The organism is Celerinatantimonas diazotrophica (assembly GCF_004339545.1).
Taxonomy (GTDB): domain Bacteria; phylum Pseudomonadota; class Gammaproteobacteria; order Enterobacterales; family Celerinatantimonadaceae; genus Celerinatantimonas; species Celerinatantimonas diazotrophica.
The window spans coordinates 53,876-75,159 of record NZ_SMGD01000018.1 but is presented as its reverse complement, the minus strand read 5'-3'; the positions used below and the strand labels follow the sequence as shown (position 1 = coordinate 75,159).

The following is a 21,284-nucleotide window of genomic DNA, read 5'->3' as shown; positions in this document are numbered from 1 at the left end:
CTAAAAAACAGTCTATATATAGACAAATTGGTTACATATATATCATGATTTGAATAATTAAATAAACTTATTTTTTAATGAAAAATAAGTGTTATAATAAAATCATTACATACTCACATGGGATCTATAGTTATGAGATTAATTCCTCTTCGCAGCGCTGATGAGATGGGCCAATGGGCGGCTCGCTATATCGCTGATAAAATTAATCAGTTCCACCCCACCGCTGACAAACCTTTTGTATTAGGATGTCCAACTGGAAGCAGTCCGTTGGCAACTTATCGTGAATTAATTCGGTTATTTCAAGCTGGCGAAGTAAGTTTTCAGCATGTCGTTACCTTTAACATGGATGAATACGTTGGCTTGCCTAGCAACCACCCACAAAGTTACCGATACTTCATGTTTAATAACTTTTTTAACCATATTGATATCAATCACGATAATGTTCACTTGCTCAATGGTAATGCAGCAGATTTAGATAAAGAGTGTCACGAGTACGAAGAAAAAATCCGGCAGTTTGGTCAAATCCATCTGTTTATGGGCGGCGTGGGTAGCGATGGTCATATCGCGTTTAATGAGCCGGGCTCATCGTTGGCATCTAGAACTCGTGTAAAAACTTTAACCAAGGAAACACTGCAGGCAAATGCACGATTCTTTGACGATATTAATGAAGTACCCAAAATGGCTCTCACTATTGGGGTTGGCACACTATTAGATGCCCAAGAGGTGTTAGTCTTAGTGGATGGTCACCATAAAGCGCAGGCCCTTCATGCTGCCGTGGAAGGCAATGTGACGCATCAATGGACGGTCTCTGCTATGCAAATGCATCCCAAATGCATGATTGTTTGTGATGAACCTGCCACAGATGAGCTAAAAGTTAAAACACTCAAATATTTCAATGAATTAGAATCAGCAAATATAGAAAATTTCAGGGCGAAATTATGAGCTATGCAATCAGCGCAAATCAGGTCTTTACCGGATTTAAAATGCTAAATGATCACGCTATCATTATTGATGGCGAAAAAATAACAGCTGTTGTCCCCAAAAATCAGTTGGATCCCGCGCTGCCCTGCCATGATTACAAAAACCAGTTGATTTGTGCATCCTTTCTGGATTTACAACTCAATGGCTGTGGTGGCGTTATGTTCAATGGTGCTGTTAGTGAAGCAACACTAGAAACGATGCATCAAGCCAATTTAAAAGGGGGCACAACCACCTTTTTACCAACGCTAGTTACCTGTTCAAGCGATGAACTAGCTTTAGCATTTAAAGTCACCAAAGCATATCAACAACGCTACCCTAACCGAGTTCCAGGGCTTCATCTGGAAGGGCCATTTATCTCAACGGCCAAAAAAGGGATCCATACTCAGTCGTTTATTCGCCCTTTGCAAGGAAGCGATGTTAAATATCTAATCGCTAATAAAGAGCAAATTGCGCTGTTAACGCTGGCGCCAGAGAATGCATCCCCCGAACAGATCAATCAGCTTACTCAAGCAGGCATTCGAGTTGCGCTCGGCCACTCGAACGCAAGTTATGATCAAACGCAGCAGGCCTTTTCAGCCGGAGCAGGTTACGCCACCCATATTTATAACGCAATGAGTGGCTTAAAAGGTCGCGAATTAGGGGTGCTAGGCGCAATATTTGACAGTACTAACGTCTATGGCGGTATTATCGCCGATGGTTTACATATGGATTTTGCTGCCGTGCGAATTGCCAAAAAACAACTAGGTGAGCATTTATATTTAGTCACCGATGCCACAGCGGCAGCGAATTCAGATATTAAAACCTTTGAATTCGTTGGTAGAACAATTACTGTTGAAAATGGCCGTTGTCTGGGCAGTGATGGCACGCTTGGTGGCTCATCACTGAGCTTAAATGAAGCCGTGCGGAACTGTGTACAGTCAGTGGGAATTAGTCTTGAAGAAGCCTTGCGGATGGCTACCCTTTATCCCGCTCGGGCGATTGGTGTTGAACAAGAACTGGGAACAGTCGAAGCCAATAGCATTGCCAACCTAGCGGTCATCAACCCGAAAACATTCGAAGTTCACGCCATGGTCAATGAAGGCAAACTACTCTCGGATTCATATGGACACTAAGCAGATCGTTAACATCGATCAGGTCAAACAAATCAATATGGCCGCTGTCTATCGATTAATTGACAAACATGGCCCAATCTCGCGGGTTCAAATTGCCCAGTCAAGCCAATTGGCTGGGGCTAGTATTACCAAAATCACGCGTCAACTGCTTGGTGCAGGGCTAATTGCCGAGGTATCACAGCAGCAATCAACAGGGGGAAGACGAGCCACATCATTGATGAGTCGCCCCCATTTTCGCCTAGCTACGGTGCGTTTAGGACGCGGTATTTTAGATCTAGCGATTTACGATTTAACCGGTAAATTATATCAAAAAGATTGTCATAGATTGGCTGCTCAAACTCAAGAACAGCTTATTCCTGAGTTAATCACTTATATTACTGAATTCTTAACAGCACAGCAGGAAAACTCACCGATAGCTCTGGCTTTGACACTGTCGGGATTAGTTTCGCCATCAAATGGCTCGGTCATTTACGCGCCTTATTACGAATTACAAAACTGTCCATTGGGGAACATACTAACCGAGCATTTTAAGCTACCAACTTATGTAGGCAATGATACTCGTGCCATGGCACTTGCTGAGCACTATTTTGGTCATTCAGTTGACGTCAGTGACAGCTTACTGGTCAGTGTCCACCACGGGACCAGTGCAGGCATAATCATCGACGGTCAAGTGTTTATGCATCGCAATCGCGACTTGGCAGAAATAGGCCACATACAGATAGACCCTCTAGGGGAGCGCTGCCATTGTGGCAATGTTGGCTGTCTCGAAACGATTTGCTCTAACCCTGCCCTACTTGCTCGAGCTCGCCAGTTATTAATACAAGGGGCATGCAGTAAGCTTAAATCTGATGATCCTGTTGAAGTCCTTTATCAACTGGCCACTCAAGGGGATGAGTTATGCGAAATGCTAGTCCGACATGCGGCCAGAGCTTTAGGAAAGACACTGGCCTCAGTGATCAACTTACTCAATCCCCAAGCTATTTTGATTTCAGGTGAGATTTGTCTAGCACAATCGGTTGTATTTGAAGAAATTCACAAGTCATTGGCCCATCAAGCTCTGCCGAGTTTTACCCAACAACTTGAAATTCGCGCAGCTCATTACCAACATAATCCGACCATGGGCGGCTTAGCACTGATCAAACGCGCAATGTTAAATGGCGAACTCTTGATGCAACTTATTGAACAGCAAAGCCATTAAAAGAAGACAAACTTAACTCTAGGGACTGTTGACCTTTTGTGATTAGTTTTGCAGAAATCTGAGAGGGATTTAGGCAAGGCAAACGTTGTGCCGTGTCGTTATTCTCCACAAAGAACGTTTAACGCTGGATAAATTCCTCTCAGATACTGCCCTTGGGGTTCATTTAAACGCATCCTGAACTTTGTTGCACCCTGCTTGCTTAACTCATTAAGCGACGCAGGGGGCGCCGCGTTCAAAATGCGTTTAATTTGAACAAAATTCAACCACCAAAGATCAACAGTCCCTAGGCTTTGCAAATTTTACTGCTGGGCTGGAAACAACAGGCCATAATGAGATCAGAACATCCACTATCCAGCCATTTGGGTTTAAATATTAGGCTATGAAATGGTTTATATAGGAAAATAAAAAGATCCAATATCCAAGGTAGATATTGGATCTTGAAACCTTTAGCAGATCAACTCACCAGCATGTGATTTTTCACGCGGTGTTCGGCTAACGGGTTCGCTTGGCATTTAGAAAGGCATTTTCATGCCCGGTGGTAACTGCATGCCACCGGTAACATCCGACATTTTTTCTTGTGATGTTTCTTCCACTCGGCGGCTAGCATCATTAATTGCAGCAGCGATAAGATCTTCGAGCATCTCTTTATCATCTTCAAGCAGACTATCGTCTATTTCAACGCGACGAACATTATGGTTCCCGGTCATCACAATCTTAACCAGACCCGCACCCGATTCGCCTTGGACTTCCATATTGGCAATTTCTTCCTGCACCTTCTTCATCCGCTCTTGCATCTGCTGAGCTTGCTTCATCAGGTTACCCATTCCACCTTTAAACATATTTCGTCTCTCTTTTGGATAGCTCTTTGCAGGCAATTAAACATGATTTGACCTACAAAAATCAAGTTTACTTAATATTTAATGCTCTGCTCATCTAAAACGCCACCAAAGCGCTGCTCGATGAACTGAACATTCGGATCTTCCGACAAGCGAACTTTTGCAGCATCATGCTGAATTTGCTCACACTGATGATGATGTTCTAAAGGAGTTTGACCATCCACATCGCCCACTTGATACTTAATCTGACGTCCTTCGCTATAGGGCATCAGAGCATTAACTAGCTCTTGCCAGGTTGCCTCTTGCAACAGATGTTTAAACTGAGGTTTTACGGTAAGCAACAACTGGTCTTGGGTCAACTCATAGACTGCATTCAGCCCAATTTGCCGTGCTCGTGGTCCAATCTCAATTTGCTCTAACACATCAGCCCAATGATGCTTTGGTAAAGCTACTTCGGTGCTAACATGCGTAGGACCTTGAGAAGTTTTGGCCTCTCTGGCCGCTTGTGCAGATAACTGTGATTCACTTTGATAAATTGGATATTCTTCTTGATGCTCCTCTAAAAGCACCTCATATTCTACCGGGTCTACGTCATTTGGTGGTATATGCTCAGGTAAATTCCGATCATCAGGCATTGCTACAGGCGGCAAGTCACTTTGCTGGGCTGTTGATTCGAGTTGTTGCTGCCAAATGGCATAATCATCATGAGAACGATCAAACACCTCATCAGCCAAATGCGTATCATCATCCGACTCATCTTGCGGAATAAATTGTGATTCAACCTTTTCAACCGGAGCCATAACATTAGGTTGGGCGAATTTAGCCCCCGAACTCGATTGATTTTGCTGTCTTACCTGTGAACGCAACAAACTCCGAGTTTTAAGTAACGCATCAACTGAAAAGGCATCATCTCCAGTTTCTGGCTCTGGCTCTGGCTCTGGCTCTGGCTCTGGCTCTGGCTCTGGCTCTGGCTCTGGCTCTGGCTCTGGCTCTGGCTCTGGCTCTTTAGCTTTAAGATCCACCGAAAGGTTGTCAACCCCAATTTGAACCGAACGTTGAGCCTGTGCTTGTGCTTCAATCTGCTGCTGTTCCTGCATTAATGTACACGCAAGCTCACCTTCTTCATTATTGTCCGAGTTAAGATCCCGCTTAGCTGATGGAATAATGTCAGACATAGACTGAGCAGATTTTGGCTCAGAGGTAACACTAGGATGACTCTGAACTCTTTCATCACTAGGGTCAGGCAATGAATCGAGATCAATAGTTGCAGAGGGTCTAAAAGCCAGCATCCGCAGCACGGTCATCTCAAAACCACTATGTGATGATGGTGCATACGCTAAATCACGACGTCCAGATAACGCAATTTGATACAATAGTTGAATGAACTCAGCATCAACAGTGTTGGCTAATTTTTCTACAACCTTATCATGGTCTCGGTGGATAAATTGCTCAAGTGCAATTCGATGTAACCAAGCCTCCATCTGTTGATGCAACTGATCATAATCAGGAGCTAGTAATTTAAGCTCAGCAAGTTTCGCAAAACAACCATCTATACTAGCCGCTATGATCAATTCAAGTAGATCACGAACATGGTTCGGATCCAGCATCCCCAACATGCCAACAACGTTATCGTAACTAACTTTGCCATCACCAAGCGCAATCGCTTGATCGGTTAAACTCAACGCATCACGCATACTACCATTGGCAGCGATCGATAACTGACTTAAAGCTCGCGAGTCAAAATCAACCCCCTCAGCTTTAAGAATATGTGCTAAACGCTGCTCAATCTGGGTTTCACTAAAAGCAGTTAACTGAAATTGTAAACAACGGGATAAGACCGTGACAGGCAATTTCTGTGGATCGGTCGTTGCTAGCAGAAATTTAACGTGTTCAGGCGGCTCTTCCAATGTCTTTAATAATGCATTAAAAGAATGCCGAGAGAGCATATGAACTTCATCAATTAAATAAATTTTATAACGACCCCGAGCAGGCCGATATTGTACGTTATCTAACAGCTCTCGCGTATCTTCAACTTTAGTTCGAGACGCTGCATCAATTTCAATCAGATCGACAAATTGTCCGGCTTCAACAGCACGGCAATTACTACAAACCCCGCAGGGATGTGAAGAAACGCCCTCTTCACAGTTTAAACTTTTTGCAAATAACCGCGCCAGAGTCGTTTTACCAACACCACGTGTACCACTAAACAAATAAGCATGATGCAACGTTTGTTTATCGAGCGAATGAGTCAAGGCAGTCAAAACATGCTGTTGACCGACCACATCGGCAAAAGTCTGTGGACGCCATTTGCGCGCCAGAGCCAAATAACTCATTAAAATGCTCCTAATTTGTGTTGACTACTCACCCTGATACTGGACTAAATCAACCACTTTCACACCTAGATCTTCTAACTTTTTCTGCCCGGGGAGATCTACTAAATTAATCACAAAAGCAGCATCATTGACAGTTGCACCCAGCTTGCGAAGTAAAATAACAGCTGCCTCAGCGGTCCCTCCGGTTGCAATTAAATCATCAACTAATAAAACTTTATCATCTTTGCCTACAGCATCTTTATGGATTTCAATTGTATCGGTACCATATTCAAGTTCATAACTTTGGCTGATAGTTTCACGCGGTAATTTCCCCGGTTTGCGAACGGGTACAAAACCAACACCCAAAGCTAAGGCTAACGGCGCACCAAATAAAAAACCGCGAGCTTCAGTACCAACAACTTTAGTAAATTTTTGATCTTTATAGATGCTAGCAAGTTCATCAATAGTCGCCTGATAAGCCTTAACATTTTCCATCAAGCTAGTGATATCGCGAAAAATAATGCCTGGTTGCGGATAATCAGGTATCGAAACAATGCTTTGTTCGATCAATGCACGAGTTTCTGGGTTCATATTAAATCCAATTATTCAAATAAAAAGCCCATCACCATTGTGTGGGCCTTCCGGGACTGCATCACATAACCAGCAAGAAAGTGCCAATGCATTCTTAACGAACCAGCCATAATGAACAGACCACAATATTAAGATAGGATTATCTCAATTTGTCGCCGTGTTGCAAAGTTTGATATGCGATTGATGAGATATTTGCTCAAACGATAACCATTTTGAGAAGATATACAGCAATCTAAAGAAACTATTTACTAGACAACCTTGGGTTTTTCCGATAAAACGCCTGCGGTTAATTTATCTAGAGTCACTATGCGTTTAATTCTTGCCCCAATGGAAGGTGTGATTGATGCCCAAATGCGCCAGTTATTAACAGGCTTGGGCGGATATGACCTATGTATCACCGAATTTGTTCGAGTGACCGAGCAGAAGCTACCTCCCAAGGTGTTTTATCGACTCTGCCCTGAATTAGCAACCGGAGGAACAACAACCAGTGGCACTCCTGTGCGCGTTCAATTATTGGGGCAAAGTCCAGATTGGCTATCCATTAATGCCATGACGGCCATCGAACTGGGTTCGCCAGGAATCGACCTTAATTTCGGTTGCCCCGCAAAAACAGTTAATAAAAGCCGTGGCGGTGCTATTTTACTTAAAGAGCCAGAGCTAATTTACCAGATCATAAAGGCAGTACGTGAAGCCGTTCCCAAGCAATACCCTGTGTCAGCCAAAATACGGCTCGGTTATGAAGATACTAACCAAACGCTTGAGATAGCAGATGCCGTAGCCCAAGCCAACGCCAGTGAACTAGCGGTTCATGCTCGCACCAAAAAAGATGGTTATCGAGCACCGGCTTATTGGGAATGGATCGCTAAAATTCGCCAGCATGTGGCTTTGCCTGTCATTGCCAATGGTGAAATATGGGATAGCGAGTCGCTGATACAATGTCAAAAACAGTCTGGGGCTGAACAGTTTATGGTTGGTCGCGGAGCAGTTGCCACACCCAACCTTGGAGCGGTCCTTACCAAGAAAGCCACCAAAATGAGTTGGAATGATGTCTTAAACTTGCTCATTCTGTTTGCCCAACAGCCTGTTGATGAGAAAAATACCATCTATTACCCTTCGAGAACAAAACAGTGGTTCAATTATTTAAAATTAAGTTACCCTCAAGCTCATGATTTATTTAGAAAAATTAGAATTCTTAGCGATCGTGATGCAATTTTGAATGAACTCAAAAGAGCACAAAATTAAAAACAGGGTGATCAGATCAAATAGTCGATAAATTAGATAAAATACCACACTGTTGTTGATTCATATCATAAACGTTAACAAATTGTCTTCCTATACTCCCAGTAATTTAGTGGCGAAATAGTGGGGAACAATCTTGGATTATTCTCAATATAAGCAGCGTCTAGACGATATGTTGGCAACAACTAAGCAGGCGCTTGTGACAACATTGTTAAATTCAAAGGAACAAAAATGGCAACAGGAAGCCGACAAATTGCAACATTTGTCGCCTGCAGAGTTTGTTGATTATGCATGCACGCTTACCGATCCGCGGATTGAATCTTTACTGATTGAATTGCGTCGTATTGATGCGGCATTATGCCAATATGATATCGGTTTATATGGCATTTGCAGTGATTGCGAAGAGGCGATCGGATTAAAACGGCTTGATCAAGATCCATGTGTTCAACGCTGTGGAAAATGTGATGCAAAACGCCAAGCTCAAAAACGACAGGACCTTTTTGCTTTGTAAAAAAATATCCACTTATTAGCCTACATTAGTAGGCTTTTAAGTGGATATCGATTTAAAAAGACTGACGACCTATAAATGAGTGAGAAAGTGTTGTGCCATCAACATGATCCAGCTCTCCGCCAATCGGAACACCATGTGCTATCCGGGAAACTTTAATGTTTTGTGCTTTTGCCAAATCGGCAATGTAATAAGCAGTAGCTTCACCTTCCACTGTTGGATTGGTTGCTAAAATGAGTTCCTGAATCTGTTCTTGTTGCATGCGTTGTTCTAGTAAATCAAGACCAATTTCTTTTGGCCCAATTCCGTCAAGTGGTGATAAGTGCCCCATCAAAACAAAATAAAGTCCACTGTATTGGGCGGTCTGCTCAATTGCTGAAACATCAGCAGGGCTTTCGACGACACACAATAATCCACTCTGGTGACGTTTTGGCGATTGACAAATAGGACACTGCTGCCCTTGTTCAGAAAAATTGCGACAAGAGCTGCAATGTCCGACATTGGCAACCGCATTAGCAAGCGCATCAGCCAATACATGTGCTTGCGGCCGTTTACTCTCTAATAAAGTAAATGCCATTCGCTGGGCACTGCGCGGACCAACACCAGGTAAAACTTGTAATGCCTGAATTAATTCATCAAGACTTGGCGTATATTTCATAATTTTCCAGATTAAACGATCAATTGATAGTGATCATTTAAGCAATCGATAATTTCCTGACGAGGGTTATCTGACAGCTCGACAGCTTGACCGGTAATCGTCTGAGCAATGGCCCGATATGTATCCGATAATGCCATCATGGCAGATACTGGCAAAGCATTATCTCGCGCTAGTGCAAATCGTTCACTCATACGATTTTTATTGAGTAAAATATCTGGATCAGGGAAGTGATTCAGCAACATTTGCCGAAATCCCTCTTTTGAATTTTCAATAATTTCCCCGTTACGATAAGCAGGGCCATCCCATATGCGCGACGAATCAGGAGTACCAACTTCATCCATATAGATAAGTTTTTCATTACCTTGCATATCTTTGACATAACCAAATTCAAATTTTGTATCCACAAAAATCTGATCGTGTTTGGCCAAAGCTTGACTAATGGTTTCAAATCCTTCTTTGAGTAACTTTTCATACCAATCAACATCTTCGCTCTGACAGAAACCAAACGCTTGATAATTATTGATCAAATCAGCACGTGATACATTCACATCATCAGCGGCCTGAACACCAGGGATCCCTTCCAAAATACCTTTAGTCGACGGAGTAACGAGCAACTCAGGAAGTTTTTGATTTTGCTTGAGCCCTTCCGGCAACGTAATCCCACAAAATTCTCTCTCCCCTTGTTGATATGCGCGCCACATTGAACCTGTAATATATTGGCGGGCAATCGCTTCGACCATAACAGGGCGTGCTTTTTGAACAATCCAAACTAACGGATGAGGAATATCAACAATATGGCTTTGTGCCAACCCTTGGCATTTGAACTGTTCAAACCAATAGTTCGAAATAGCATTCAAAGATGCACCTTTACCTGGAACACCCTGCATCCCCCCTTCACCATGCCAGATACAGTCAAAAGCAGAAATTCGGTCACTAATAACCATCACAGCTAATGGTGTATCAGCTGCAATCGGGTAGTTTTTCTGTTCAATTAAACGGCGGCTATCTGCCTCAGTTAACCAATAAACAGAGCGCACTTTTCCACTATGCACCGGCAATGCCGTACGGATTGGCAAGTCATTATTAACAGCCATTACCTGATCAGCAACATTCATGGGGGTATGATCCTATCGTAAATATAAAAAGAGATGAGTAAATATGGGTAATGATTGTATCAAACCTTGCTATTGATGCTAGCGATATCGACCTACTACAAATGCGATAGTCAATGAGTTTGACGTTTCAAGCACAATTGTTCGGCAACGACCAGAAACTGAGAGAAGAGCCTTATTCGACTTAAACTTTAAGGAAAATAAGGTTCTGATTGATAGTAAAAAGTTTAAATCCGAAATCGAGGATTTAGGCGAAACACTTAGTTGAATTCGATGGATCTTACAGATAATTTAAAATTTTCGAGATGGTGAACGTATTGAGTACTCTCATACATGGCCCGAGTGAACGTTTCAGCATTAACCGAGACAGAAATACGCACGCCATACTTGTCTTGTCGGGGATTGGGTTGCTGACAACCGCATTTTTCTAACTCATTCTCAAGTGTCTTCAATTCGTTGTGAGTTGCTTGTCGAAGACCTGATAAGATCAGGTCAAACTGGAAAGTCTTCATTCTTTTATCGATCCGTTTTAAGCCCGGTGTAATAGTTACATTAATTCTTTTGAATGAATTTGCGAAGCCACCCCTTGTTTTATGAGGACCACGGTCAAACTAGTATAAAATCTTTCAAAAGACCTGTTTTTTAATAAAAAACACTAATGCACACTTACTAAGCTACACTGAAATGCTGATGTAAATCATCGGAATATTATTTTTTATCTATTATGACGATCCAAGCTAAATTCACAATAGTACTTTTGTATGAAAATTATCGGGTTTCTACGAAATTAGAGAAACGCATGAAATATTATCATGCTTTCTCCCTATGTGACTTCCCATAACCAGATCTACTAATAACTTTGTGACGAATCTGGTAAATGCTGCAAATGGATACTTCTGGCCAAACGAATCACCGGACGGATCAATAATTGGCAACTACCAGCGAGAAACAACGAAGTTCCAATATCTAAGACGGTGCCAGTATAAAAAAAGCAGATACTACCGATGATAAACCAAAGGGCTAACAATATATCGTTAATGATACTTAGCACCTCATAACGACGGTGTATAATCAACTCATCGTGGCCAAATTTCACGATTAGGTCATTGGTACTATTCTTTGGCTGCATAAAGCAGGCCTCCTTGAAAATCAAAAGAGCCCTATGCATATCAAATTTAGTGGGGGTTTGTAAATTACCCTTCAATTTTTTTACCTAACCATTTCGCAATCCAGGGACCAAACGCCATAACTGCAAATAAACGACTTGTTTGTAACGCCATAATAAAAGGTACATTTACAGGATTAGACAATGCAATGATAGCGACCGTATTAGCCCCTCCCGGACTGGTTGCTAGATAAGCAGATAACAAATCAACGTGAAACCAATAGCTAGCTAATACAGCCAATCCAGCACATAACAGCATAAGTAACACATTCATTAATAGTATTTTAGGCAACGCATAAAATGATGCATGAAATGTCTGGCGGTCAAATCCAAGTCCAATCACCCATCCGACAACTAGATAACTGATAGCCAATAAAGGTTGTGGAAGAGTAATAGTCAACCAACCATTGACATGTAAAAAGGTACCTAAGAACATTGGAATCAGCATGGCACCAGCAGGGATTTTTGTATATTTAGCCAAAATGATGCTGCCAAAAATCAATGCCATAGTGAACCCAAAGCTACTCATCTGTGGGAGTTGTAACCAATTTTCAAATAATGAATGACTTAAAGAGCCGTCAGGAACCACTAAAGCCGCAACCAGCGATGACATAATGACGACTAATAGCACCCGAATGTACTGCATAAAAGCAACTAAACGAGCATCTGTCCCATAAGCTTTTGCTAGAATAACCATGGCGCTTGCGGCTCCTGGTGATGCCCCCCAGATAGCAACTTGTGCAGGCATCACTTTGAATTTACCTATGAGCCATCCTAACCCCCAACTTAAGAACATAACCGAAGCGACGACTAATACCACGATAGGCCAATCTTTCAAAACCTCTCTGATAATCTGAGGGGTTAAACTTTGCGCAATCACACACCCTACAACAGCTTGGCAAAATTGGTACAAGGGGCGGTTCATCTTTAATTTAATCCCCATGAGGGCAATCACAATGGCGGCAACCATTGGTCCAACCATCCACTCAGCACTCAAGCCAACGAGTTGCATCGCCCAAGCAAAGCTAACCGAAAGAACCGCCAAGATAATCCAACAAATGGGATAAGGTATACGAGAAAACAAGGAGACGCTTTTGGTAAGACTTGGCATGGATGAATCTCTTGATATTAAAAAACAAGTGAAATTAATTAAAGGCTGATAGAGTTTATCAAAAAAGAGGGATGAAAAAGAAAATAATTGAACAATACAACAAAATAATTTGGGTCTTTGCCAATTAACATAGAATCATAATTCGATATCTAGATTTGTCATTATAAAAATCCCTTTCAGAATAATCCCCCTCAGTTAAGCTGACTAACGTTTTATTTTTCAACGAATATATCCAAAATTTCGGTTGTGCTACTAACCCAGTCTTTCAAGGCGGCAATTTAAACCTGTTTTTTTCGAAATAGTTAGGGAAATTTCTCGAATGTCCAGCTACGGGGCAGCGAAAACAAGGTAATCGCCAGACGGGAATACTGAGTTGATTCCACACACAAAAAAATCCGATATCAGCTAACTAACATCGGATTTTAAATCCTTTTAACGTTCGATCAAATCATTTCAAGCAGTTATTAACTGCTCGCCTTCCCCATAAAGGGATTTCATCAATCGATAGCAATCACTTCAAGGCCATTCATATAGGGTCGGAGTACTTCTGGAATCACTACAGAGCCATCTGCCTGTTGGTAGTTCTCCAACACTGCAACCAGTGCTCTTCCAACAGCGAGCCCAGAACCATTTAAGGTATGAACCAACTCAGGTTTTTTGCTTCCCGCCGGGCGGAATCGAGCTTGCATTCGACGAGCTTGAAAATCTTCACAGTTACTTACAGATGATATTTCTCGGTAAGTATTCTGCGCAGGTACCCAAACTTCTAGATCGTATGTTTTGGCAGCAGAAAACCCTAAATCTCCGGAGCACAATGTAACGACACGATACGGTAAATTAAGTTTCTGCAGAATATGTTCGGCATGTTCACGCATCTGTTCTAGCACTTCATATGAATGATCTGGATGAACGACCTGAACCATCTCAATTTTATCAAACTGGTGTTGCCGAATTAAACCGCGTGTATCACGGCCATATGACCCTGCCTCACTACGAAAACATGGGGTATGAGCTGTCATTTTAATCGGTAAATCAGCTTCATCGACAATGGTATCACGCACCATATTCGTCAAAGGAACTTCGGCAGTTGGAATCAGACTCATGCCGATGCCTTCTTCAGTTGCTGGTTTGGTGTTAAATAAATCTTCACCAAATTTCGGTAACTGACTCGTTCCATAGAGCGAATCTGCATTGACCAAATATGGCACATACATCTCGTGATAACCATGCTCAGTTGTTTGGGTATCAAGCATGAACTGGGCAAGTGCACGATGCAACCGTGCAATCTTATCTTTCATCACGATAAAACGTGACCCACTAATTTTAGTTGCAGCCTGAAAATCTAAACCATTAAGCAACTCACCAATATCAACGTGATCCTTAATTGGGAAATTAAACTCCCGCGGTGTTCCCCAGCGATGTAGCTCCACATTTTCACTGTCGTCTTTACCTTCAGGAACCGTGTCATTTGGCAAGTTCGGAATACTGTATGCGATATCCTGTAACTGTTGTTGAATATCACTCAAGCATTTTTTCGCTTCGTTGAGCTCTTCACCTAATGAACCGACTTCATCTAATAATGGTTGAATATCCTCACCACGAGCTTTCGCTTGTCCAATCGATTTGGAACGGGAGTTGCGTTCGCTTTGCAAGTTTTCAGTTTGTACCTGCAGCGACTTACGTTGTTCTTCTAGTTGAGTCACTAATGCGACGTCTAATTTGAAACCACGACGCGCTAATTTCTGCGCTGCGATTTCAATATCACTCCTGAGATATTTAGCATCTAGCATGATATACCTTATCTTTGTTCCATTCGCCTTATTCAAGGCTTAATCAATTGGTTCTATAAACTTAACGACGTAGCTTCATTCGCTACGTCGTTATTCTATCACTTCTTAGGGTATCTTTGTCGCGGACTTTTCGCATCTAATTCATTAAGATAATCCAGTTTGCTCTGGATCTGTTTTTCTAGTCCTCGATCGTGGGGATGATAAAAGCGTAAATCGGCAATTTCTTCAGGCAAATATTTTTCCCCTGCCGCATATGCCCCCGGTTCTAGATGCGCATAACGGTATTCGGCACCATAGCCCATCTGTTTCATTAATTCAGTTGGGGCATTGCGCAGATGAGCTGGCACACCTAAATGACCATATTCTTTAGCAGCCTGGCGAGCAGCCTTAAATGCTTCATAAACAGCATTACTTTTGGGCGCACAAGCCAAAAACACGACAGCTTGAGCAATAGCGCGTTCTCCTTCAGCAGGGCCAACCCGAGTAAAACAATCCCAGGCATTAATCGCAACCTGCATGGCTCGAATATCGGCATTTCCAATATCTTCAGAGGCAATCGCTAGTAACCGCCGAGCAACAATGAGTGGATCGCAACCTGACTCCAATATTCTACAAAACCAAAAGAGCGCCCCATCCGGATTAGACCCTCGAATCGACTTATGTAAAGCCGAAAGCAAATCATAATATTGATCCCCCTGCTTATCGACTTTGGCAAAATGTTCTCCACAAACCTGAGCTAATAAGTCAGAACCAATCGGTTGTCCATCACTAACTAAATCTGTCGCCATCTCAAGAAAATTAAGCGCCTGTCGAGCATCTCCCTGAGCAAACTGTGCTAATTGTCCGATAACGCCATCAGCAAAGCTGAGATGGCGTTGTTTAAGCTGGAGATCGTCACTTAGTGCTCGAGTAAGGACCTCTTCGATATCACCATCGGTTAGCGGCTCAAGCACATACACGCGCGCTCTGGAGAGCAACGCATTATTCACTTCAAACGAAGGATTTTCCGTCGTAGCTCCGATAAAAACGACCGTTCCATCTTCGATATGCGGCAGAAATGCATCTTGTTGACTCTTATTAAAGCGATGAACTTCATCCACAAATAAAATAGTTCGTCGACCACTCTGCTGAGTTATTTTTGCATTTTCAATCGCTTGGCGGATCTCTTTCATCCCACCGGTCACCGCTGAAATTTTTTCAACATGAGCATCAGCATATCGAGCAATAATCTCAGCAAGAGTCGTCTTACCAGTACCAGGAGGGCCCCAGAGGATCATCGAGTGTAACTGACCATTTTGAATCGCTTTATATAACGGTTTCTCAGGGTCTAGAATTTGTGCTTGACCTGCATATGTTTCTAAGGTTTGTGGGCGCATTCGAGCCGCGAGGGGTCGAAAATCCGGCGCAAAGTCGAATCCTAAATTATCCATATCACTGGCGCTGATCGTCGATTTGTGTTCCTTTTGGAACTTTAAAACTAAAAATCCCCGGCTGAATGTCAGGGTGTAGATTAAAATGAGTTAATTTGAATTCGCTGTGTTGCCCCTGTCCATCAACAACCGTAAATTCACGAATATTACCCGTTTTACCAAAGCTCAGAGAGAATGTAACCAGCTGTGATGGGTCTTTGCTACTCACTGTATAGACACCATCATGCTGTTTAACCTGATACTGTTTCCAAGTCTTCTCACGCTGATCTGTTAACAATATAAACGGCGTATGCACAATTGCCTGAGACGTATTGTAAATGGTGACCTGCTCAACCATTGGAGAATAATACCAGATGGTTTTCCCATCCGAGATAATCTCGTCATGGCCAGGATGAGTTTCCTGCCAATGCAGTTTCCCTGGTTTAGCAATTACAAAATGCCCTTTGCCCCGATGAATCACTTTGCCTTCGGGGCTAATAACTGTTTGCGAGAAATCAGCGCCAAAGTGACTGATTTTTTCCAGTTTATGACGTAAATCGGACGCAGGATTCGCCATCACTAACGGGCTTAACAACAAATAAACTATTGCCCCTAAAATTCGTAACTGTCGCATAATACCTCGCTTGCTTTCTATCACTCGGTTCTCACGGGTGGCGGAGCAATCACTTCACGATTGCCATTATGCCCTGGAGCACTCACAACGCCTTGTGCCTGCATCTGCTCTACAATCCGAGCGGCACGGTTATAACCAATTTTAAATTTCCGCTGAACCCCAGAAACCGAGCCACGACGAGTTTCAGTGACAAATGCAACCGCCTGATCATAAAGTTCATCGATCTCTTCATCACCTTCGGGTTGCTCGCCAGGTAGCAATGCTTCCGGCCCCATATCCCCATTTAAAATTTCGTCGATATAATCAGGTTGGCCGCGTAATTTCCAGTCGGAAACAACTCGGTGCACTTCATCATCATCAACAAAAGCACCATGAACACGAGTCGGAACACTAGTTCCAGGTGGCAGATAAAGCATATCACCCTGCCCTAGAAGGGTTTCGGCCCCTTGCTGGTCGAGAATCGTACGCGAATCCACTTTACTGGAAACCTGAAAAGCAATACGAGTTGGAATATTGGCCTTAATCAGTCCGGTAATCACATCTACCGAAGGTCGTTGCGTTGCTAAAATCAAATGGATCCCTGCTGCGCGAGCTTTCTGCGCAATTCGCGCAATCAACTCTTCTACTTTTTTACCAACAATCATCATCATGTCAGCAAACTCATCAACGACTACAACAATCGAAGGCAGTTTCTCAAGGGGTGGCGCTTGCTCATCCATACTGTCGCCCGGTTTCCATAGTGGATCAGCAATGGGCTCACCACGAGCATTCGCTTCCTTAACTTTGGCGTTGTAGCCCTTTAAGTTACGCACGCCAACCGCTGACATTAATTTATAACGCCGTTCCATTTCACCGACACACCAACGCAAGGCATTAGCGGCCTCTTTCATATCAGTTACAACTTCACACAACAAATGAGGGATACCATCGTATACTGATAATTCCAACATTTTTGGGTCAATCATGATCATCCTGACATCTTCAGGCGTTGATTTATACAACATACTGATGATCATCACGTTGACCCCAACAGATTTACCTGACCCGGTTGTCCCAGCCACCAATAAATGAGGCATCCGCGACAAATCAACAACTACAGGATCACCAGAGATATTGCTCCCTAGCACCATTGTCAGTGGTGATTTATTTTTATGAAATGCTGAGCAATTGAGGACCTCACTCAAATATACAATTTCACGATGCTCATTCGGCAGTTCCAACCCAATCACAGATTTACCCGGAATCACCTCAACAACTCGGACACTAATAGCCGACAACGCGCGAGCTAAATCTTTCGACAAGTTGGTAATTTTATTGACTTTAACGCCCGGTGCTAAATCAAGCTCAAAACGTGTAATCACAGGTCCTGGGTGGACAGCGACAACTTTAGCTTCGACATTAAAATCAAGCAATTTCACTTCAACCAGGCGAGCGACTTGATCGAGTTCTTCTTGAGTCACGGGATTAGTTTTCTTATCCGGACGGTCAAGTAAACTCATATCCGGCAGCGGCGCCATATCTTTTGGCTTAGGGGCAGGTTCAAAATCAGCGAGTGTTTTGGCATTCGCTGGAGCAACCATCTGCGCTTTAGGTGCCGCAGTCACAGTCGGTTTATTTTGGGGTGCAGCTTCAGGCCGAACCGGAGCTTCATCTTGAGCAAAATCGTTGGTGATGACCGGAATATCAAAGTGAGGTTCTTGACGATCAGATAGGTCCTCTTCTAACCAATCTGCTTCATCAGTTAGAGAGCCCTCTTCTTGAACAACTTCATCTTCACTATTGCGCTGTTTTAACAAACGCTTCAATGGTGAGACAATTGATTTCTTATGCTCTATGACAAACTCTTGATCGTCGGATTCATCGATTTGTGATGAAGTATTTTCAAAAACAAGTTCATCACCACGATTGCCAAATTTGTCTTTCACTAATCCGACGAGTCTCTGCAATGATTCACCAATGGACTCTACAATTGTGACCCATGAAACCCCTGTGAGCAAAGTCACCCCAATGGCTAGCAATGCTAACCAAATAATAGTGCTCCCCAAGTTCCCCAAAACTTTATCCATCACCGAAGAACTTAAATCTCCGATCAAACCACCTGATGAAAAATAATAAAAGTTATTAAAATTAACCGAAGCCAACGCCGTGGCACTAATGACCGCTAAGACGCAACCGATCAATCGCAAACCAGCATTAAAAAAAGAAAGTTCTCTGATAGGAGCCGGTCGCCAAAATAATAGATAACCTAAGCCAGCCAACATCAACGGAACAAGGTATGCAATCCAACCAAATAGGAAAAACAAACCATCAGAGACCATCGCTCCGATAGAGCCAGCAGCATTGTCAACATGGCCCTGCCAAGAACTCTGCGACCAACTAGGATCAGATGGATTAAAACTAAACAAAGCAATCGCACAAACAATCGCCAAGGCGATGAAAATGATGACCCCAGCTTCTTGTATGCGTTGCCAACCATTTAATTTGGAAGAGAACAAAACTGCCAAAAAGGACTCTCCTTCAATGAAAAATATAAGATACTTCTTATTATAAAAACAATAATAATGTTATGGGAGCCGAATATAAATAAAAGAGCGGCTCTGCCGCTCTCCCGAACAATAATTAAACTACCTTTGTTCATCTAATGCTTGATTACAAGCCGATTACTCTGTTTTACCTCTTCCATGACAACATACGTGCGTGTGTCATTCACTCCGGGTAATCTCAGCAAAGTCTCACCAAGCAACCGACGATAAGCAGACATGTCTGCCACACGTGTTTTTAACAAATAGTCGAAATCACCTGAAACTAAATGACATTCCTGAATTTCTTCTAACTGCTGAACAGCGCTGTTAAATTGTTCAAAAACATCAGCTGCTCCCCGGTTTAGGGTAATTTCAACAAAAACTAATAGTGATGCGTCCAAATATTGCGGGTTTAAAATAGCAGTATAACCACAGATGTATCCCTGTCGTTCGAGACGGCGAACCCTTTCAAGACATGGTGTTGGACTCAATCCTACTCGTTTAGACAACTCCACATTAGAGATTCTGCCATCCTGTTGCAACTCATTGAGTATGTTGCGATCTATCCGATCTAGTTCCTTCATGCGCTGACCTTGACTTCAAATAATATGTTGTTTTGCACGTTTTTTGTTATTCAACCTCCGGTTTAAATAGCTCAACTCACGATCCTTGTTCATATATGCAGCACATATTAGCTAAACTGTGGAAGAGTTAGTCCGCAAATAATATACCTAACAAAATAGGTTCACACACGAAGTAAGCTCAAAGCCCTCTATGTTACTGCTCAAGCCAATATAAAAGCTTTAACTATATCGAGAGGTTGATTGAGACCATTGGTTAGTAGCCAGTAAAACTAAGTTTTACTAACTCCCTCAATCTTGCATAAAAACTGTATTTTCGCAAGCATAAACGACATTTCTATCTGCAAATTAATCAATTATCGGAAGATTACATATAAATTGAAGATTTTTCACGCGACGAAACAATAGACCGCACTACACATTGGATAAATTGCTTCCTTTATTCACAATTCACCCATTTGATATAAAAATGTTATAGCAAAGGTTTCGCTGTAGGATTACATTCATCTATCATATGGGAAAACAATCGATAATAATGAGAGTTTATTCTATGAGTGACATCCAACATAGTCAGGTTATCATTTTAGGCTCTGGCCCAGCAGGCTATAGCGCAGCCGTTTATGCAGCTCGGGCGAATCTAAACCCGACTTTGATTACCGGAATCCAGCAAGGTGGCCAATTAACTACAACAACAGAGGTTGAAAACTGGCCTGGTGATCCAGAAGGACTGACCGGTCCAGGACTGATGGAGCGCATGAAAGAACATGCTGAAAAGTTTGAAACAAATATTATCCTCGACCACATTAACCGCGTCGATTTGAGTTCTCGCCCATTGATGCTTTTTGGTGATAGTGGTCAATACAGTTGTGATGCACTCATTATCGCAACTGGGGCTTCAGCCAAATATTTAGGGCTGCCTTCAGAGGAAGCATTCAAAGGCAAAGGGATCTCCGCTTGTGCAACTTGTGATGGTTTTTTCTACCGCAATCAAAAAGTAGTTGTTGTTGGTGGTGGCAATACTGCGGTCGAAGAGGCACTGTATTTGTCTAATATTGCTTCAGAAGTGCATGTTATTCACCGTCGAGAAGAATTCCGCTGCGAAAAAATCCTGCTAGACCGAATGATGGATAAAGTAGAAAACGGGAATATGACGCTGCACCTCAATAAAACGCTTGATGAAGTATTAGGCGATGACATGGGGGTTACAGGTTTAAGAATCAAAGACACGCTAACGGGTGAACTTTCTCAGTTAGATGTGATGGGAGCATTCATTGCGATTGGCCATCAACCTAATACTAGTATTTTTGAAGGTCAATTAGAGATGAACAACGGCTACATCAAAATTGCCTCAGGAACCGAAGGTAATGCCACGGCCACTAGTGTGCCTGGAGTATTTGCTGCTGGTGATGTCGCCGACCACATCTACCGTCAAGCTATTACCTCAGCAGGAGCTGGATGTATGGCCGCACTCGATGTAGAACGCTACCTCGACAACCTGAAATAACGCTTTTGACCAATCAGCTAA

General features: G+C 42.7%; 18 protein-coding genes. 6 read left to right on the top strand and 12 right to left on the bottom strand.

Annotation, left to right across the window (positions count from 1 at the left end; translation table 11 throughout):
- Positions 1-132 precede the first annotated feature (132 nt).
- From nagB to EV690_RS16990, 3 genes are read left to right on the top strand one after another with little or no spacing between them, the layout of a single operon-like run.
- Positions 133-942 carry a glucosamine-6-phosphate deaminase gene (nagB, locus tag EV690_RS17000; RefSeq protein WP_131914222.1) on the top strand — a complete coding sequence of 270 codons (810 nt, stop codon included), beginning with the start codon at positions 133-135 and terminating at the stop codon, positions 940-942.
- On the top strand, positions 939-2,093 hold the full coding sequence (nagA, locus tag EV690_RS16995; RefSeq protein WP_131914221.1) for an N-acetylglucosamine-6-phosphate deacetylase: 1,155 nt from the start codon (positions 939-941) through the stop codon (positions 2,091-2,093). The genes nagB and nagA overlap by 4 nt, the downstream gene beginning before the upstream one ends.
- A complete protein-coding gene (locus tag EV690_RS16990; protein WP_131914220.1) occupies positions 2,083-3,291 on the top strand; it encodes an ROK family protein in 1,209 nt (402 codons plus the stop codon). Before nagA ends, EV690_RS16990 begins: the two co-directional genes overlap by 11 nt.
- A gap of 512 nt (positions 3,292-3,803) precedes the next feature.
- On the opposite strand, the gene EV690_RS16985 is transcribed toward EV690_RS16990, so the two are convergent.
- From EV690_RS16985 to apt, 3 genes are all read right to left on the bottom strand, one after another.
- Positions 3,804-4,130 carry a YbaB/EbfC family nucleoid-associated protein gene (locus tag EV690_RS16985; RefSeq protein ID WP_131914219.1) on the bottom strand — a complete coding sequence of 109 codons (327 nt, stop codon included), beginning with the start codon at positions 4,128-4,130 and terminating at the stop codon, positions 3,804-3,806.
- Between the two features lie 71 nt (positions 4,131-4,201).
- Positions 4,202-6,460, bottom strand: a complete 2,259-nt coding sequence (gene dnaX, locus EV690_RS16980; protein WP_131914218.1) for a DNA polymerase III subunit gamma/tau — start codon at positions 6,458-6,460, stop codon at positions 4,202-4,204.
- A gap of 24 nt (positions 6,461-6,484) precedes the next feature.
- Positions 6,485-7,030 carry an adenine phosphoribosyltransferase gene (apt, locus tag EV690_RS16975; protein WP_131914217.1) on the bottom strand — a complete coding sequence of 182 codons (546 nt, stop codon included), beginning with the start codon at positions 7,028-7,030 and terminating at the stop codon, positions 6,485-6,487.
- Positions 7,031-7,336: 306 nt separating this feature from the next.
- On the opposite strand from apt, the gene EV690_RS16970 reads away from it, so the two are divergent.
- Together EV690_RS16970 and EV690_RS16965 are read left to right on the top strand one after the other, a co-directional pair.
- The gene (locus EV690_RS16970) at positions 7,337-8,272 is read left to right on the top strand and encodes a tRNA-dihydrouridine synthase (protein WP_131914216.1); all 936 of its coding nucleotides are present in this window, start codon (positions 7,337-7,339) and stop codon (positions 8,270-8,272) included.
- A gap of 133 nt (positions 8,273-8,405) precedes the next feature.
- Positions 8,406-8,780 carry a TraR/DksA family transcriptional regulator gene (locus tag EV690_RS16965; RefSeq protein ID WP_131914215.1) on the top strand — a complete coding sequence of 125 codons (375 nt, stop codon included), beginning with the start codon at positions 8,406-8,408 and terminating at the stop codon, positions 8,778-8,780.
- A gap of 52 nt (positions 8,781-8,832) precedes the next feature.
- On the opposite strand, the gene recR is transcribed toward EV690_RS16965, so the two are convergent.
- The 9 genes from recR to lrp all read right to left on the bottom strand — a co-directional run bounded on the left by recR (position 8,833) and on the right by lrp (position 19,762).
- The gene (gene recR / locus EV690_RS16960) at positions 8,833-9,435 is read right to left on the bottom strand and encodes a recombination mediator RecR (RefSeq protein ID WP_131914214.1); all 603 of its coding nucleotides are present in this window, start codon (positions 9,433-9,435) and stop codon (positions 8,833-8,835) included.
- Between the two features lie 11 nt (positions 9,436-9,446).
- Positions 9,447-10,550 carry a phosphoribosylaminoimidazolesuccinocarboxamide synthase gene (locus EV690_RS16955; RefSeq protein ID WP_131914213.1) on the bottom strand — a complete coding sequence of 368 codons (1,104 nt, stop codon included), beginning with the start codon at positions 10,548-10,550 and terminating at the stop codon, positions 9,447-9,449.
- A gap of 847 nt (positions 10,551-11,397) precedes the next feature.
- A complete protein-coding gene (locus EV690_RS16950) occupies positions 11,398-11,676 on the bottom strand; it encodes a YrhK family protein (protein WP_131914212.1) in 279 nt (92 codons plus the stop codon).
- A 64-nt stretch (positions 11,677-11,740) separates the two neighbouring features.
- Positions 11,741-12,823 (bottom strand): AbrB family transcriptional regulator, encoded by a 1,083-nt coding sequence (locus EV690_RS16945; RefSeq protein WP_131914211.1) that lies wholly within the window; start codon positions 12,821-12,823, stop codon positions 11,741-11,743.
- Between the two features lie 497 nt (positions 12,824-13,320).
- Entirely contained in the window at positions 13,321-14,613 is a 1,293-nt protein-coding gene (gene serS / locus EV690_RS16940; protein ID WP_131914210.1) for a serine--tRNA ligase, read from the bottom strand.
- 98 nt (positions 14,614-14,711) lie between these two features.
- Complete coding sequence (locus EV690_RS16935) at positions 14,712-16,043, bottom strand: replication-associated recombination protein A (RefSeq protein ID WP_131914209.1); 1,332 nt, start codon at positions 16,041-16,043, stop codon at positions 14,712-14,714.
- Position 16,044: 1 nt separating this feature from the next.
- A complete protein-coding gene (gene lolA, locus EV690_RS16930; protein ID WP_131914208.1) occupies positions 16,045-16,656 on the bottom strand; it encodes an outer membrane lipoprotein chaperone LolA in 612 nt (203 codons plus the stop codon).
- A gap of 20 nt (positions 16,657-16,676) precedes the next feature.
- Entirely contained in the window at positions 16,677-19,160 is a 2,484-nt protein-coding gene (locus EV690_RS16925) for a DNA translocase FtsK (RefSeq protein ID WP_165872799.1), read from the bottom strand.
- 134 nt (positions 19,161-19,294) lie between these two features.
- Positions 19,295-19,762, bottom strand: a complete 468-nt coding sequence (gene lrp / locus EV690_RS16920; protein WP_131914207.1) for a leucine-responsive transcriptional regulator Lrp — start codon at positions 19,760-19,762, stop codon at positions 19,295-19,297.
- Positions 19,763-20,309: 547 nt separating this feature from the next.
- Between lrp and trxB the strand changes: the two genes are divergently transcribed.
- Positions 20,310-21,263, top strand: coding sequence for a thioredoxin-disulfide reductase (trxB, locus tag EV690_RS16915; protein WP_131914206.1), 954 nt, complete (start codon positions 20,310-20,312; stop codon positions 21,261-21,263).
- Positions 21,264-21,284 lie beyond the last annotated feature (21 nt).